The 15,557-nt window shown below is 70.1% G+C and carries 16 protein-coding genes; 14 read left to right on the forward strand and 2 right to left on the reverse strand.

The window, feature by feature from the left end; all coding sequences use genetic code 11:
* Positions 1–24 precede the first annotated feature (24 nt).
* The 14 genes from ACIGXX_RS17665 (at position 25) to ACIGXX_RS17730 (ending at position 12,590) form a co-directional block, all read left to right on the forward strand.
* Positions 25–1,305 (forward strand): MCE family protein, encoded by a 1,281-nt coding sequence (locus ACIGXX_RS17665; RefSeq protein WP_361472421.1) that lies wholly within the window; start codon positions 25–27, stop codon positions 1,303–1,305.
* Positions 1,302–2,336 carry an MCE family protein gene (locus ACIGXX_RS17670; protein ID WP_351167648.1) on the forward strand — a complete coding sequence of 345 codons (1,035 nt, stop codon included), beginning with the start codon at positions 1,302–1,304 and terminating at the stop codon, positions 2,334–2,336. Before ACIGXX_RS17665 ends, ACIGXX_RS17670 begins: the two co-directional genes overlap by 4 nt.
* On the forward strand, positions 2,333–3,421 hold the full coding sequence (locus ACIGXX_RS17675; protein WP_399976907.1) for an MCE family protein: 1,089 nt from the start codon (positions 2,333–2,335) through the stop codon (positions 3,419–3,421). Before ACIGXX_RS17670 ends, ACIGXX_RS17675 begins: the two co-directional genes overlap by 4 nt.
* On the forward strand, positions 3,421–4,623 hold the full coding sequence (locus tag ACIGXX_RS17680) for an MCE family protein (RefSeq protein WP_399976553.1): 1,203 nt from the start codon (positions 3,421–3,423) through the stop codon (positions 4,621–4,623). The genes ACIGXX_RS17675 and ACIGXX_RS17680 overlap by 1 nt, the downstream gene beginning before the upstream one ends.
* Entirely contained in the window at positions 4,620–5,777 is a 1,158-nt protein-coding gene (locus tag ACIGXX_RS17685) for an MlaD family protein (protein WP_399976556.1), read from the forward strand. Before ACIGXX_RS17680 ends, ACIGXX_RS17685 begins: the two co-directional genes overlap by 4 nt.
* A complete protein-coding gene (locus ACIGXX_RS17690; protein WP_399976559.1) occupies positions 5,774–6,985 on the forward strand; it encodes an MlaD family protein in 1,212 nt (403 codons plus the stop codon). Before ACIGXX_RS17685 ends, ACIGXX_RS17690 begins: the two co-directional genes overlap by 4 nt.
* Positions 6,986–7,035: 50 nt before the next feature.
* Positions 7,036–7,536 carry a hypothetical protein gene (locus ACIGXX_RS17695; protein WP_399976562.1) on the forward strand — a complete coding sequence of 167 codons (501 nt, stop codon included), beginning with the start codon at positions 7,036–7,038 and terminating at the stop codon, positions 7,534–7,536.
* A gap of 91 nt (positions 7,537–7,627) precedes the next feature.
* Positions 7,628–8,143, forward strand: a complete 516-nt coding sequence (locus ACIGXX_RS17700; protein WP_399976565.1) for a hypothetical protein — start codon at positions 7,628–7,630, stop codon at positions 8,141–8,143.
* Between the two features lie 30 nt (positions 8,144–8,173).
* Positions 8,174–8,719 carry a hypothetical protein gene (locus ACIGXX_RS17705; RefSeq protein WP_351167634.1) on the forward strand — a complete coding sequence of 182 codons (546 nt, stop codon included), beginning with the start codon at positions 8,174–8,176 and terminating at the stop codon, positions 8,717–8,719.
* An 11-nt stretch (positions 8,720–8,730) separates the two neighbouring features.
* Positions 8,731–9,378, forward strand: a complete 648-nt coding sequence (locus tag ACIGXX_RS17710; protein ID WP_399976569.1) for a hypothetical protein — start codon at positions 8,731–8,733, stop codon at positions 9,376–9,378.
* Between the two features lie 13 nt (positions 9,379–9,391).
* Positions 9,392–9,970 (forward strand): hypothetical protein, encoded by a 579-nt coding sequence (locus ACIGXX_RS17715; protein ID WP_399976572.1) that lies wholly within the window; start codon positions 9,392–9,394, stop codon positions 9,968–9,970.
* Between the two features lie 12 nt (positions 9,971–9,982).
* Complete coding sequence (locus ACIGXX_RS17720; RefSeq protein WP_399976575.1) at positions 9,983–10,612, forward strand: DUF5819 family protein; 630 nt, start codon at positions 9,983–9,985, stop codon at positions 10,610–10,612.
* Entirely contained in the window at positions 10,609–11,685 is a 1,077-nt protein-coding gene (locus tag ACIGXX_RS17725) for an HTTM domain-containing protein (RefSeq protein WP_399976578.1), read from the forward strand. Before ACIGXX_RS17720 ends, ACIGXX_RS17725 begins: the two co-directional genes overlap by 4 nt.
* A gap of 158 nt (positions 11,686–11,843) precedes the next feature.
* Positions 11,844–12,590: a class I SAM-dependent methyltransferase gene (locus ACIGXX_RS17730; RefSeq protein WP_351167625.1), complete on the forward strand. Its 747-nt coding sequence runs from the start codon at positions 11,844–11,846 to the stop codon at positions 12,588–12,590.
* A gap of 55 nt (positions 12,591–12,645) precedes the next feature.
* Here the strand turns inward: ACIGXX_RS17730 and ACIGXX_RS17735 are convergent, their stop codons facing one another.
* Complete coding sequence (locus tag ACIGXX_RS17735) at positions 12,646–13,809, reverse strand: DUF6801 domain-containing protein (RefSeq protein ID WP_399976582.1); 1,164 nt, start codon at positions 13,807–13,809, stop codon at positions 12,646–12,648.
* Positions 13,810–13,904: 95 nt separating this feature from the next.
* Positions 13,905–15,176 carry a DUF6801 domain-containing protein gene (locus ACIGXX_RS17740; RefSeq protein WP_399976585.1) on the reverse strand — a complete coding sequence of 424 codons (1,272 nt, stop codon included), beginning with the start codon at positions 15,174–15,176 and terminating at the stop codon, positions 13,905–13,907.
* Between the last annotated feature and the right edge of the window lie 381 nt (positions 15,177–15,557).

Here is a 15,557-nt window from a genome sequence, read left to right on the forward strand (position 1 = left end):
AAGACCCCGACCCGCCCGATGGTGATGCCCGCGGCGCGAAAGCGCCCCAGCGAGGGCGCCCTGGCCCGCCGCAGGCGGCTCGCCGGAGTGGTGTACCTCGTGGTGCCCGCCCTGCTGGTGTGGCTCTCCATCGCCGTATACGAGAAGGAGTTCACCGACTCCGCGACCGTCGTCGTCGAGACGGGGCGGGCCGGCAGCGAGATGCACCCCAGCGCCGAGGTCAAGCTGCGCGGCGTCGTCGTCGGCGAGGTCGAGAAGATCGACACCGGCGGCCGCACCGCGCGGCTCACCCTCGCCCTCCAGCCCGACAAGATCGGCCGGGTTCCGTCCGACGTGCGGGCCCAACTGCTGCCGACCACCCTGTTCGGACAGCGGTACGTGGCCCTCGTCCCGCCCGATAACCCTTCCTCGCGTCCGCTCGCCGCAGGCAGCGTCATCCCGCAGGACCGCAGCCGCAGCGCCGTCGAGCTGGAGCAGGTGCTCGACAATCTGCTGCCCCTGCTGACCGCCGTACAGCCGCAGAAGCTCTCGGCGACGCTGTCCGCCCTCGCCCAGGCCCTCGAAGGACGGGGCGAGAAGATCGGCGACGCGCTGGTGGAGCTGAACGGCTACCTGAAGGACTTCAACCCTCATCTGCCGTCCCTCAACCGCGACATCAAAGCACTCGTCGAGCTGAGCGACACCTACGCCGACGCGGCTCCCGACCTGGTCGACGCGCTGCACGACGCCACCACCACCAGTGCCACCATCGCCGCCCAGCGAGCCGAGCTGTCCACCCTGTACGCATCCGTCACCAGCAGCTCCCAGGAGACCGGCAGCTGGCTGCGCGCCAACCGGGCCAACCTCATCCGCCTGACCGCCACCAGCCGCCCGACCCTGGAGATCATCGCCCGCTACGCGCCCGCCTTCCCCTGCACTCTGAGCACGGTCGCCGACTTCGTACCGGCGATGGACGCCGCCCTGGGCAAGGGCACCGACCGGCCCGGCCTGCGGGTCGATGTGCGGGTCGTCCCCTCGCGAGGCGCCTACGCGCCGGGCCGGGACACGCCCCGCTACGACGCGGGCGGCGGGCCGCGCTGCTACCCCGTCCCTTACACGGGCGGCTCGTACGCCGCGCAGCAGAGCACGGCCACCACCCTGAGCGGGGTGTCCGGCGGGCTCGGCGTGGCCAACTCGCCCCAGGAGAACGACCTTGTCACCGAACTGCTCGCCGCTCCGGACCCAGGCCGGCGCGGCGCCCTGCCCGACTGGTCGAGTGTGCTCGCCGGACCGGCCTTCCGCGGGGCGGAGGTGAAGCTGAGGTGAGCGGACAGCGCAGCCTGACCGGCCCCGCCGTCAAATCGCTGATCTTCATCGTGGTGACCGCCCTGGCCACCACCGTCCTGGCCCTGAGCGTCGCGGGCACCGATGTCGGCGGGACCCGCAGCTACAAGGCCTGGTTCACCGATGCCACCGGACTCAACGAGGGCGACTCGGTGCGCGTCGCCGGGGTGAAGGTGGGCCAGGTGTCGTCGGTCGAGGTCGTCCAACGCCGCTACGCACAGGTCGAGTTCACGCTGGAGGGCGAGCGGCGGCTGCCTGCGTCCGCGACGGCGTCCATCAAGTACCTGAACATGCTCGGGCAGCGCTTCGTCGATCTGCGCCGCGGGGCCGGACCGGTCGGCCGCACCCTGGAGCCGGGGCAGACCATCCCGCTGAGCCGCACCACCCCGGCGCTCGACCTGACCCAGCTGTTCAACGGGTTCCAGCCGCTGATGCAGGGCCTGTCCCCGCAGGACACCAATGAACTCGCGGGGTCGATCGTGCAGGTTCTTCAGGGCGAGGGCGGCACGGTCGAGAGCCTGCTGGCGACCGTCGGTTCGCTGACCACCACGGTCGCCGCCAAGGACCGGGTGATCGGGGAGGTCATCAGCAACCTCAACCGCGTCCTCAAAGCGGTCAACACCCGGCAGAAGGGCTTCACCGAACTCATCGGCACGGTCGAGAAGCTGGTCTCCGGGTTCTCCGGCGACCGCAAGAGCGTCGGCCGGTCCGTCGATTCGCTGGCCAAGCTCAGCGTGAGCACGGCCGACCTGTTCGGCAAGAGCCGGGCACCCCTGAAGGACGGCATCCGTGATCTGGGGCGGGTGTCCACGACCCTCGCCGACAACGAACCCCTGATCGAGAACTTCCTGGAGAAGACACCGCAGAAGATGGCCGCCATCTCCCGGATGGCCTCCTACGGCTCCTGGCTGAACCTCTATCTCTGCGAGGCGAAGGTCAGCGGTGTCTCGACCTACGACGACAGCCCGCCGCCGACCGGACTCGCGATCAAGGATGCGAGGTGTCGCGCATGAAGCCGCCCGGCGGGAAGCCTTCCGGTGCGAAGCGGTCGCGCCCGAAGCTGCCGCGGCTGCGGCGCCCCCGCATCAAACCCGTCAACGAGCGCAACCCGGTGTCCGTGGCCCTGGCCGGGCTGCTGGCCATGGCCCTCATCGGTCTGCTCGCCTACAACGCCGAATCACTGCCCGTGATCGGCGGCGGCACCCGCTATACCGCCGACTTCCGCGATTCGGTGGGACTCAAGGCGGGCGACGAGGTGCGGATCGCGGGCGTACGGGTCGGCAAGGTGCAGGACGTCGCCCTGGACGGCCCCAAGGTGAAGGTCACCTTCGAGGTGAAGGACGCCTGGATCGGTGACCGCAGCACCATCGGCATCGCCATCAAGACCCTCCTGGGCGCCAAATACCTGGCTGTCGACCCGCTCGGCAGCCGCCGGCAGGACCCCGGCGAGCGCATCCCGACCCGCCGCACCACCTCCCCGTACGACGTGATGGAAGCCTTCAACGGCTTGAGCCGCACGACCGGTGCGCTGGACGAGGACCAGCTAGCCAAGAGCTTCAAGGCCGTCTCGGGAGCCTTCAAGAACACTCCGCCGCACGTCCGCAAGGCCATGAAGGGCCTCAGCGCACTCTCCAGGACGGTCTCCACGCGCAACGACGAACTGTCCGAACTCCTCGACGGGTCAGCTCAGTTCACCACCTCCGTGAACAGCAAGAAGAAGCAGTTCGAGCGGCTGCTCGACAACGGCAATCTGCTGCTGGAGGAGGTACGCCACCGCCGCAAGTCCATCCACGCGCTGTTCACCGGCGCCCGGGACCTCGGCATCGAGATCGGCGGTCTCGTCGACGACAACGAGCGCGAACTGGGCCCCGCGCTGGCCGCGCTCGACCGTGTCACCGGCGTGCTGAGCAAGAACCAGAAGAACCTGGACAAGGCCCTGGCCGCCGCCGGACCGTACTACCGGCTCGTCGGCAACACGCTGGGCAACGGGCGCTGGATGGACGGCTACCTGTGCGGGCTCGTGCCCAAGGACTATCTGCCCGCGGGCACGGACCCGGCCACCGGATGCAGGCCGCCGAAACAAGGAGGCGGACGCTGATGGCCCGCACCCAGGCGCAAGCCCGCACCCCAGCGCGCGCCCGCGCACACCAACGCGCCAGACCCGGGATCGGCGAGCGGATCGCGGACGCGACCGGCGCCCTGTGGGGCGGACGGCTCGTGGTCATCCTCGTCGTCCTCGCGCTCCTTGCCGCGGGCGGGATCGCCGGCGTGACCGCCCTGGCGCGCGGCGGGGACGGCAAGCACATCACCGCCTACTTCGACCGGGCCGTCGCCGTCCACGAAGGATCCGACCTCAGAGTGCTCGGGGTCCGCGTCGGCAGCGTCGACGAGATCCGGCCGCAGGGCAAACAGGTACGGGTACGGCTCACCCTCGACGAAGGAGTCAAGGTGCCCGCCCGCGTCCAGGCCGTCGTGGTCGCCCCCAGCGTGGTCTCCGGCCGGTTCGTACAGCTCAGCCCCGCCTACAGCAGCGGACCGCAGATCCGCGACGGGGACGTCATCAGCGCCGAGCACACCGCGACCCCCGTCGAGGTCGACGAACTCCTCAAGAGCGTCACGGAGTTGAGCGACGCCCTGGGACCCGACGGTGCGAACAAGGACGGCGCCCTGGCCGGACTCGTCGAGACCGGAGCGAAGAACCTCGACGGCAACGGCAAGGACATCGGCGACACCATCCACCAGCTCGGCGGCGCCTCCGCCGTCCTCAACGGCAACAGCGGCGACCTCGTCAAAACCGTCGAGCAGCTGCAGGAGTTCATCAGCATGCTCAAGCGCAAGGACGGCCAAGTGGCCCGCGCCGAAACGCAGTTGTCCGAAGTGGCGGGCTTCCTCGCCGCGGACAAGGACGACCTCGCGGGCGCCCTCAAAGAGCTCGGCACGGCGCTGGGTCAGGTCAAGGGCTTCATCAAGGACAACCGGGGCCGCCTGAAGTCGAACGTGGACAAGCTGGCGGGCCTGACCCACTCCGTCGTCGAGCAGCGGGCCTCGGTGGCCGAAGCCCTGGACGTCCTGCCGCTGGCCGCCGCCAACCTCGACCAGGCCTACAACCCGCGCACCCGCACCATCGACGGACGAGCCAACATCAACGAACTGGCCGGAGCAAGAGGCACCAGGAGCAGCGGCGCAGAGGATCTCGTCGCCGTCCCCGAACAACAGGTCAAGAACCTGCCCGTGCTGCCGCTGCCGCCCATCGGCACCGTGTACGGCACGGCCAAGAACGCCGGGGGAGGCCGACCATGAAACGCCGTACCGCACGCATCGCGATGGGCCTCTGCCTGACCGTGTCCCTGGTCGGCCTGGCCCTGGGCGCCGGCGGCCTGCCGGACTTCGACGGCTTGGAGGATCTGCCGCTGCCCGGCGGAGCCGACCTCGGCGACCATCCGTACGAGATCACCGCCGAGTTCCGCGACGTCGTCAGTCTCTTCCCGCACTCCGCGGTCAAGGTCAACGACGTGGACGTCGGCCGGGTGACCCGGGTGTCCCTCGCCGACAACGGCTGGGCCGCCCGCGTCACCCTCAAGGTCAACGGCGGCGTACGGCTGCCCGCCAACGCCTACGCCAACCTCGAGCAATCCAGCGTCCTGGGCGAGAAGTACGTCCAGCTCGCCGCCCCCCAGGACATGCGGGCCCGCCCCGACCTCCAGGACACCAAGGCCGGCACCACGGCGGCGTACGCGGGCAACCGGGGCCGGCTGCGCGACGGGGACGTCATCCCGCTGGCCCGCACCAACCGCAACCCCGAGATCGAGGAGGTCTTCGGCGCCCTGTCGATGGTGCTCAGCGGCGGCGGCGTCCAGCAGATCCGGACCATCTCCCGCGAACTCAACAAGGCACTGGGCGGCAAGGAAGGCGACGTGCGCTCCGTGCTGCGGCAGATCAACACCACCGCCAAGAGCCTGAACACGAACAAGAAACACATCACCGCCGCCCTCGACGGCATGAACCGGCTCTCCACCACCCTCGCCACCCGCGACCGCGAGATCGGCGAAATCCTGCGGGACCTGCCGCCCGGCCTGAAGGTCCTCAGCGACCAGCGCTCCTCCCTCGTCGGCATGCTGCGCGCCCTGGACTCGCTCTCCACGGTCGCCGTCGACACCGTCGACCGCACCAAGGACGACCTGGTGGCCGACCTCAAGGCCCTGGTCCCGGTCCTGAAGAACCTCGCCGACTCGGGCGCCGACCTGCCCGAGTCGCTCCAGGTGATGTTCACCTACCCGTTCACGGACGAGGTGCTCACCGGAGTGAAGGGCGACTACCTCAACGTCTACCTGAAGATCGCCGCGGCCCCCGGCACGGAGATCGTGCCACCGGTCCGCGGAGGCGGCGGCACCGCCACGCGCTCGTCCCTGCCGCTGCCCGCGGTCACCGGAACCTCAGGAGGCGACTCCCAGTGATCACCCGCTCCACTCACCTCAAGAACATCGCCTTCCTCGTTCTCGGCGTGTTCGTCCTCGCCTACATCGCGACGACGTACGCCGACCTCGGACGGTACGTGGGCGCCCGCGACCACTACACGGTCAAGGTCCAACTCGCCCAGACCGGCGGCCTGTTCAGCCACGGCAACGTCACCTACCGGGGCGTCGACGTCGGCCGCGTCGAAGCCGTCGAGCTGACCCCCGACGGAGTCGAGGCCCGCATCCGCATCAAGAAATCGGCGCCGAAGATCCCCAGCGACCTGGAGGCCAAGGTCGCCAACCTCTCGGCGGTCGGCGAGCAGTACCTCGACCTGAGCCCGCGCACGGACGACGGGCCCTATCTCGCCGACGGCTCGGTGATCCCGCGCGCGGCCACACAGACTCCCGCGCCGGTCACCGACGTACTCACCAGCGTCGACCGGCTCGCCTCCTCGGTGGACACCGCCGCACTGCGCACGGTCGTCGACGAACTCGGCAGAAGCTTCGAGGGGCGCGGGCAGGACCTGCAGATCCTCATCGACACCAGCAGCGAATTCATCCGGGCGGCCAAGAAGTCACTGCCCGCCACCACCAAGCTCCTCATCGACGGCGAGACGGTCCTGCGCACCCAGAACCAGCAGTCCGACGCCCTGAAGTCCTTCGCGAGCGGCACCGCCGAGCTGGCCGCCCAGCTCAAGAAGTCCGACCCCGACCTGCGCCGGCTCATCGCGCAGACCCCGGACGCGGCCACCCAGTTCACCGCGCTGCTGCACGACACCGACCCCGGCCTGAGCGTCGTGCTCGCCAACCTCGTCACCACCTCCGAGCTCCTGGTGACCCGCCAGCGCGGCACCCGCGAACTGATGGTGCGCATCCCACAGGTCGCCGCCACCGGAGCCACCGCCATCGGCCCCGACGGCGTGCGCTTCGGCATGATCACCACCTTCTTCAAGCCGCTGCCCTGCACCGCCGGATACGGCGGCACCACCTACCGCAACGGCCTGGACACCTCACCGGCCCCCGCCAACACCAAGGCGGCCTGCACCGCGGGCCCCGGCGGCGGTCAGAACGTACGCGGCTCGGGCAACGCACCGCGCGGCGGCGTGCCCGCACCCGCCCGGCCGGGCTCAGGCGCTCTCGGACAGGGCCAGGCGCCGTCCAACAGTCCGGACGACCTGGGCGGGCTGCTCGGGATGGGGGAGTGGTGACCGAAGGGGGAGCGGTGACGGAAGGGGGAGTGGTGACGGACAGAGGAGTCATGAGGCGACGGAGCGCATGGTCGGCCGCGCTACTGGCGGGAGCAGTGTTCTGCGGCTTCGCGGGATGGACGTACGCGCACACGCGGGCCGACGACGATCTGACCTACGCCCGCGACCGCGACAGCGCACTGGACGCCGCCCGCACGCACATCGCGGTACTCAACACCATGGATGGCCAACACGTACGCACCTCGCTGCGCGCCTGGACCAAGGCGGCGAACGGGCCGCTCGCGGACGAACTGCGGCGCACCGGTGACGACAGCGTCAAGGCCCTCGAACAGGAGGGCACAAGCACCCGCGGCACGGTCACCGATGCGGCGGTCACCGCCCTGGACAGCCGGGGAGGCACGGCGAAGGTCATCGCCACCGTCCGGGTCGAGGTGACCGGCCGCACCGGCAAGTCCACCACCGACCGCAAACGCTTCGAGGCGGGCCTCGACGACAAGGGGGCGGGCTGGAAACTCAGCTCGCTGAGCGCGGTCCCGGTCGCGGTGGAATGAGGGGATGCAGATGAGCGCCGGACTGAGATCCCAGCGTGCGGCGGAAGCCGGTGCGGGCGTGGGTGTGGATGCGGATGCCGGGACTAGGCCCGTGCCCCGTCGACGCGAGAGCCGCAGGAGCCGCACGCTGCTCGCCCTCGTCCTGGCCGTGCTGCTGCTGACCGGCGGCACACTCCTGGTCCTCACCGACCGCACCGCCGACACGCCGGGCGCCGCCAACCAGGCACTGACCGACAGCGAGCGGACCCGCCGGGTCATCGCGGACGTCAGCGACGCACTCACCACCGTCTTCACCTACACACCCGACGACCTGTCCACCACCGAGCGACGCGCACGCGACCTGCTGCGCGGCAAGGCGGCCAAGGACTACCGGGCCCTGTTCGGCAAACTCCGCAGGCAAGTCACCGAGCAGCAGCTGTCGCTCACCACTCAGGTCGTACGGGCCGGCGCCGTCGAGCTCACCGGCGACAAGGCGCAGCTGCTGGTCTTCCTCGACCAGCGGGCCAAGCGCAAAGGCGCCAAGGCGACCACCGCGGCCGCCCAGCTCTCGGTCACCGCACGCCTGCACGACGGCCACTGGACGATCACCGACATCAAGGCCCGCTAGGGCACCACCGGAGCTCCACCGGAGAGGGACATGGCACGTACGACATCGCGACAGCGTACGAAACTCTCGCTCGCCTCCGCGGCGGCCGCCTTCGCCCTGGGCTTCGCCGGCTGGGCGGGCTCGACCTGGTACGCGGCGGCCCACGACGACTCCGCGCGTTTCGCACAGACCCGCGACGAGGTTCTCGCGGCGGGCGAACAGGCCGCCTTGAACATGAACACCCTCGACCACCGCGACCTCGAGCGCGGCCTCGACACCTGGGAGCAGTCCGCGACCGGCAGCCTCCTCGACGAACTGCGCAAAGGCAGGCCCGAGTTCGAGAAGCAGGTGCGCACCGCGCGTACGGTCACCACGGCGGAGGTGCTGTCCGGCGCCGTGACCGAACTGGACGAGCGCGAGGGCCGGGCAGGTGTCCTGATCGCGATGCGGATCACGGTCGACCCGCCGAAGAAGAAGCCGAGCACCAAGGAGAGCCGGCTGCTCGGCGAGCTGACCCGCACCGGCGACGGCTGGAAGCTGAGCGGCCTCGGCCAGGCCCCCGCGGGCGAGACGCCCACCGACACTCCGTCCGACTGAGGGGCCTATCCATGTCGACGACACGCCATATGGTCAACCGGCAGCGGCGCCTTGCCGCGGTCAAGGCCCGGGAAACACCCACGCCCGCACCGCGGGTCCCGCGCCCGCGCCCGAAGTCACGGGAGAGGCCCGCGCGGACCGCCCGCGGAGTTGTCCCCTGGCCCCCGCTGCTCGCGCTGCTCGCCGTACTGGCCGCGGCCTTCGCGGTCTTCGCCCACACCCGGGCCGAGGGCGAGCGCGACCTGCCCGCCCTGCGCAACGCGGCGCTCACCGACACGGCCCGCACCAGCGAGGTCAAGGGCACGGTCGGCCAGGCGGTCGACGCGGTCTTCTCCTACGACCACGCGGACCCCGGCCGGACCGACAAGGCCGCGGACAAGTACCTCACCGGCAAGGCGGTCGGCCAGCACCGGCAGATGCTCGCGCAGGTCCGCGCCGGGGGAGACCGGCACAAGCTCGTCCTGAGCACCACCGTCACGCACAGCGGGGTCGAGGTCGTCGACGGCGACAGGGCCCGCGTCCTGGTCTTCGCCGACCAGAGCAACACCAGTACCGCCAAGGACGGTTCGGCCACGCACGCGGCAGCGATGTTCGCCGTGGACGTGGTCCACCGGGGCGGGACCTGGCAGATCGCGAACATCGACACGTTCAGCCGATGAAGGGGAGTCAAGCGTGCAGAACACGAGACGCAAGCGGCGCACCACCGCGCTGCTGTCCGCCACCCTCGGGGTCGTGGTCACGACGGTGATGTCCGGGTGCAGTTCACGCGTGGACGACGGACCGCGGGTCGACTGGGCCTCGGACGTCTGCGACAGCGTGCAGGACGTCGGGTCCAAGCTGACGCTGCCCGCCGCGGACCAGAAGGACGCCAAGAAGTACCACGCGGAGGTCGTCACCTTCATGCAAGCGCTCGACCGGCAACTCGGCGCGCTGGACAAGAAGATGCGGCAGGACGGCGCACCGCCCGTGGACGGCGGCGACGCCGCGTACAAGAAGGCGCTCAAGAACCTCCGGGGCGCCCGCAGCAGCCTCGCCGGCACCACAGCCGAGCTCAAGAAGGCCAAGGTCACCGACGAGAAGTCGCTGAAGGCGGCGCTGAAGAAGGCCGGCGAAGGCATGGACAAGGCAGGCGGCTACCAGGGCCCTGCCCACGACTTCCGTGCCGACCCCGCACTCAAGCAAGCCTTCGACAAGGCGCCGGAGTGCGAGAACCTGCCCGGTGTCGGACCCTCGGCACCGTCGGCCGGGTAAGGGCGGAGCCCCGTGGACGGCACGGAGCACACGGCCCTCCTGGTCGAGCCGCCCGATCCGCTGGCACCCCGGGGCACCCCGCTCGGCGGCCCGCTGCGGGCGGTGGGGCGGGGCGCCGCCCTGCTGGTCGTGGCCGTCGCGCTGACCCATATGGCGTTCCTCGTCCTGCACCTGAGCTCCGCCCTCTCCTCGGACAGCACCCGCTCGGCGCAGGCCGACGCCTGGCTGCGGCCGCTCTTCCCGCAGGACTGGGACATCTTCGCGCCCGACCCGCCCCGCGCCAACACCCATCTGGAGGCCCGCAGTTGGCGCGCGGACCGCCCCGGCCGGTGGATCGACCTCACCGCCCACGACATCGCCGCCCACCGGGACAACCCGCTGCCCAGCCGGGAGGATCAGACCGTTCTGCGCAAGGCGGTCGGCGCCCACCTCGCGGCCTCACCGCACACCCAGCTCAGGGCGCCGCTGACCCCCGCCGCGCGATACCTGCGCAATGCCGTCGTCGTCCGCCTCGAAGACCTCGGCGAGCCCCGCCCGGACGCCGTCGAACTGCGCCTGCGCACCGTGCCCATCCCCCCGCCCGGCGGCCCCGCACCAGCTGCGAGCCGCCGGCCCCTGGGCACCTGGGAGGCCTTCCCATGACACTGCGCCAGGCCCCCGACCAGGAAGCCGCCGCGACCGAGGACGGCACCCGGCGCGTGCGGGACCGGTTGCGCGCCGCGAGCCTCACGCCGTTCGGGCTGTACGGTGCCGCGGTCCTCCGCATCGGTGTCGCGGGCCTCTTCCTGCTCAACCTGCTCCGCGAGGCGGGCCACGCGGACCGCCTCTGGGGCCCTGGATCCCCGTACACCCCCGACCTCTTCCGCGCCTCGGTCGAGGCACACGGCGCCGACGGCCGAATGTCCTGGTGGTACACCTGGCTGGGCACCCAGAGCCCCGACTACTTCTGGGCCGCCTATGTGCTGGCCGTCGCGGTCAGCGTGCTCTACCTGCTGGGCTGGCACACCCGCCTCATGGCGGTCCTGTTCGCCTTCGTCGTCGCGGGTTTCCACATGCGCTCGGCCGTCGCCGCCAGCGGGTTCGAGCTGCTGAGCCTGCTGTTCGCCAACTATCTGGTGCTGTGCGCGTCGGGCCGCCGCTGGTCCCTGGACGCCCGCCGCGTCGCGCGTGCGACCCCCGGACCGGTGACGCCCTACGAGGAGCTGCGGCGCCGTGTCGTGACCGTGCTGCACAACACGGGCATGGCGCTGATCGCCTTCCAGGTGATGGTGGTCTACGGCACCGCGGCTCTCTACAAGATCCGCGGCTCGACGTGGCGGGACGGCAGTGCGCTGCACTACGCCCTGCGTCTCGACGACTTCGTGACCTTCCCGGAGCTCTCCCACTGGCTGGCGGCGCAGGGGAGTGGCATGGCGCTGCTCGCCTATGTGACCGTCGCCTCTCAACTCCTGTTCCCCGTACTCGTGTTCATCCCGCGGCTCAAGTACGCGGTCCTGGTCGTGACGCTCGGCACGCATCTGGGCATCGGTCTGCTGATGGCGCTGCCGATGTTCTCGGCGATCACCGTCGTGGGGGACCTGGTGTTCCTGCCGACGTCGTTCTGGCTGCGGGCCGCCCGGGCAGCTCGGGCCGCCCGGGCAGCTCGGGCCGCCCGGGCAGCTCGGGCCGCCCGGGCAGCTCGGCTGCTTGGCTGGCCCCGCTCGAAGCGGCAGTAATTCGGTGGAGAGGCCGATCCGGGATGTCTACACTCGGCGGCTCAAGATCCATGCGTTCTAACGAGGTGTGTTGATGACGGTCCGAGCCACGGCTGCCGACTCCGGTCGGCTGTCTCCCGCAGACGCCATGACCTCATCAAACCGAAGGAACACCTCTCGTGGATCTTCCACGCATCTTCACCATTCGCGAAAGTAGCCACCGCCTCCACAACCCGATCACCCCGGGCAAGCTCGCCGACCTGGGCCAGGCACTGCACCTGGCTCCCGGGACGCGCGTGCTCGATCTGGCCAGCGGGTCGGGCGAGTTGCTGTGCACTTGGGCCCGTGACCACGGGGTCACCGGGACCGGGGTGGACATCAGCACGGTGTTCACCGAGAAGGCGCGCGCCCGTGCCGCTGAACTCGGTGTCGCCGACCGGGTCACCTTCGTGCACGACGACGCCGTCGGCTTCGTCGCGCACGAGCCGGTCGGTCTCGCCGCATGCGTCGGCGCCACCTGGATCGGCGGCGGCGTGGCCGGCACCGTCGAGCTGCTGGACAAGAGTCTGCGCCCCGGCGGCCTGATGCTGATCGGTGAGCCGTACTGGCGCCGGGAAGTGCCGGACCAGGAAACCGCCGAAGCCTGCCACGCGGGCAGCAAGGACGACTTCCTGCTGCTGCCGGAGCTGATCGAGCAGTTCGGCGATCTCGGGTACGACGTCGTGGAAATGGTGCTGGCCGATCAGGACAGCTGGGACCGGTACCAGGCGGCACAGTGGCTCAACATGCGCCGCTGGCTCGACGCGAATCCCGATGACGAGCTGGCCGCCGAGGTACGGGCCGAGCTCACCACCGGCCCCGCCGACTACACGCGCTACCAGCGTGAATACGTCGGCTGGGGGGTCTTCGCACTGATGGCCCGCTGACGGCCCGATGAGCGCGGGTCCGGGCGGCACGGCTGCCCGGACCCGCGTGCGCGCGCTACTTCTCGTACGTGAGGTCCAGATCGATGGTGTTGCCGGGACCCGCGGTGAACGCGCTGATCATGTCGTTGAAGCCGCCGCAGCCCTTCAGACCGGGCAGCGTGTAAGTGCCCTTGAGCTTGCCGCCGATGTGCGGCTGGAAGCGGCCCTCGCTGGCGAGGTCGATCCTGGCGGGCTCGACGGTCCTGCAGTTCGGCCCGCCGCCGATGGGCAGGCCGAGCGCGCTCACGCCGGTGAGCTTGACGTACATCTCGGAGTGCGCCGTGAGGCTGCCCGCGGCCTCGAGGGTTCCTGTTGTCCTTCCGGCCTGCTCGAAGGTGATGTCCGCGCTCGTCGGCAGGAAGCCGAGGAGGGTGAACTGGCCTCTGGTCGGGTCGAGTTCCAGGTCGGCGTCGAAGGTGCCCTTGTCCGGGTCGTAGCGGGTGTCGATGCCGCCGGCCAGCGGGGCGCTGCCCTTGGCGGCCTTGATGTGCGTGCTGCCCTTGATGCCGAAGTCCAGCGGCACCGGATCGCCGCCGCCCGGGTCCGGCGGATCGGTCGGGTCCGTCGTGCCGGGTTCGACCTGGACGGTGTGCAGCGTCTTGTTCTGGTCGGCGGGATCGAGGGTGCACTCGGTCTCGAAGGTGTCGAGGGCCGTCTTGGCGCCGGTCGTGTCCCGTGGCGTCATGGTCAGGAGCAGACGGTTGACGTCGATCTTCACGCTGCCGGGCTGCCGGAAGGTGAGCGCCGGGGCCTGGCCGGTCGCGGTCACCTCGAAGTCGGCGGGCGGCTGCGGCAGAGGTGTCTTCGGGATGGTGTTGTCGAGGCCGATGTTCAGCGGTCCCTCCGGCATGTGGACGGTGACGTCCGCCGTGGCGACCCCTTCGAGGGTGGCGCCGCCGACCGTGCGCAGGGCCGTGGCAGCGGACTTGCTGACCTTGGACACCGAGGTGACATGGAAGGCCGGGACCTGTTCGCCGACCTTTACCTTGGCCGGCAGATCCGCCTTGATGACGACCGTGAGCGGATCCTCCTCCATGATCGGGAACACGCACTTGTACGTCTGTGTCAGGGACGCCGGTTCCGCGGCGGCCGGCTGACCGGAGGTGAAGCCGATCAGCCCGGCCAGCAGCACGGCGACGGGCGCGGCGGCCCGCCACCCTGTGGCGCGCAATCTCAGCACTGCCTCTCCAAGTACTGGGGGACTGGTCCGGCCCCCCGCCTGGAAGGGGGCGGGGGGCCGGATCGGGATGCGGACTCTCACCGCTGTGGTGTGCGTCAGCTCTTGTAGGTCAGGTCCATGTCGATGGTGTTGCCGGGACCCGCCATGAACGTGCTGATGATGTCGTTGAGGGCGCCGCAGCCCTTGATGCCGGGCAGGGTGTAGGTGCCCTTGAGCTTGCCGCCCTTGTACGGCTGGAAGCGGCCCTCGCTGGCGAGGTCGACCTTGGCGGGCGAGGAGGTCTTGCAGTCGGCGCCCCCGCCGATGGGCAGGCCGAAGGCGTTGACGCTGGCGAGCTTGACGTACATCTCGGAGTTCGACTTCAGGACCCCGGCGGTGTCCAGGGTGCCGGTGGTCTTGCCGGTCTGCTCGAAGGCGATGTCCGCGGTCGTCGGCAGGAAGCCCAGGATGGTGAACTTGCCCTTGGTCGGGTTGAGCTTCAGGTCGGCGTCGAAGGTGCCCTTGTTCAGGTCGTAGCGGGTGTCGATGCCGCCCGTGAGCGGGGCGTTGCCGTTGGCCGCCTTGATGAACGAGTTGCCCTTGATGTCGAAGTTGAGCTTCACCGGGTCATCGCCCGGCGGGTCGGTGGGCGGGTCCGTCGGGGGGTCGGTGGGCGGATCGGTGGGCGGGTCGGTCGGAGGATCGGTGGGCGGGTCGGTCGGCGGGTCCGTGGGATCGGTGCTGCCGCCACCGATGGTCATGGTGTGCAGCGCTGTGGGCTGGCCCGCGTCCAGGGTGCAGTCCGCGGGGAACTCGTCGCCGTTCGGCGGAAGTTGGACGGGCTTGCCCTCGGCGTCGCGGGCGATCATGTTGTGCAGCTTGAGGCCCGTGACATCGAACTTGGCCGTACCCTCCTTCTCCCAGGTCAGCAGACCGCCGGGCGACTTGCCGTTGGCAGTGAGGGTGAATCCGGCAGCCGGGTTCGGGATGTCGCCCTTGGCGACGGTGTTGACGACCTTGATGGGAAGGTTGCCGGTGCCGCCGGGCAGGGTGACGTTGACGTCGGCGGTGGCCTTGCCTTCGAGGGTCACCGCTCCCATGACGCCCAGGCCTTGGGCGGCGCGGGCGCTGACCTTGGTGACGGCCTTGATGTCGTACTCGGGGACCGTCTCGCCCACCTTCATGGTGGCGGGCATGTCGGCGGTGATCTCAACTTCGATCGGGTCGTTGTTGATGATCGGGAACTTACAGGTGTACTTCTGCGTGAGTTTGACCGGGTCGGCGGAGGCGGAACCGCCGCTCAGGGTGACCAGGCCGGTGACGAGGCCGGCGGCCGCCACCGCGCTCAGGGCACCGCGTGCCCTGGCTTGTCTCTTGTGCACTCCCATGAGCTACCTCTCGGGCTACGTGAACGGGCACAAACGAACGTCGGTGCCACCTCTGCGATTCCGGACTCGCCGGCCCAGCTGTCCAGGGGAATCGGAGGGGCGAAATGCGTCGCCGCGAGGGAATCTGCCGAATGAATTGCTGCAGACGCTACGGCGGTGTTTCGAATACGCAAACTACTGATGAGTAGTTGGGCGGTCAAGGTCTGCTCAGGGCCAATGGCGAAAGGGAGTTGACGGCCTTGCGGTTCTGTGGCCCCGGTGAGTACGGGATGGTGCGTGGATGACAAATTGTGCGGCCCGCGCCGCCTGCCCGTGCCGAACCGCGCCGATCGGGTTGACGGGCACCTTACCTGCCAGTACTCCTTTCTGGATTGTGTCAAT

Origin of the sequence: Streptomyces sp. NPDC055243 (assembly GCF_044544025.1) — a bacterium.
Classification (GTDB): Bacteria; Actinomycetota; Actinomycetes; order Streptomycetales; family Streptomycetaceae; genus Streptomyces.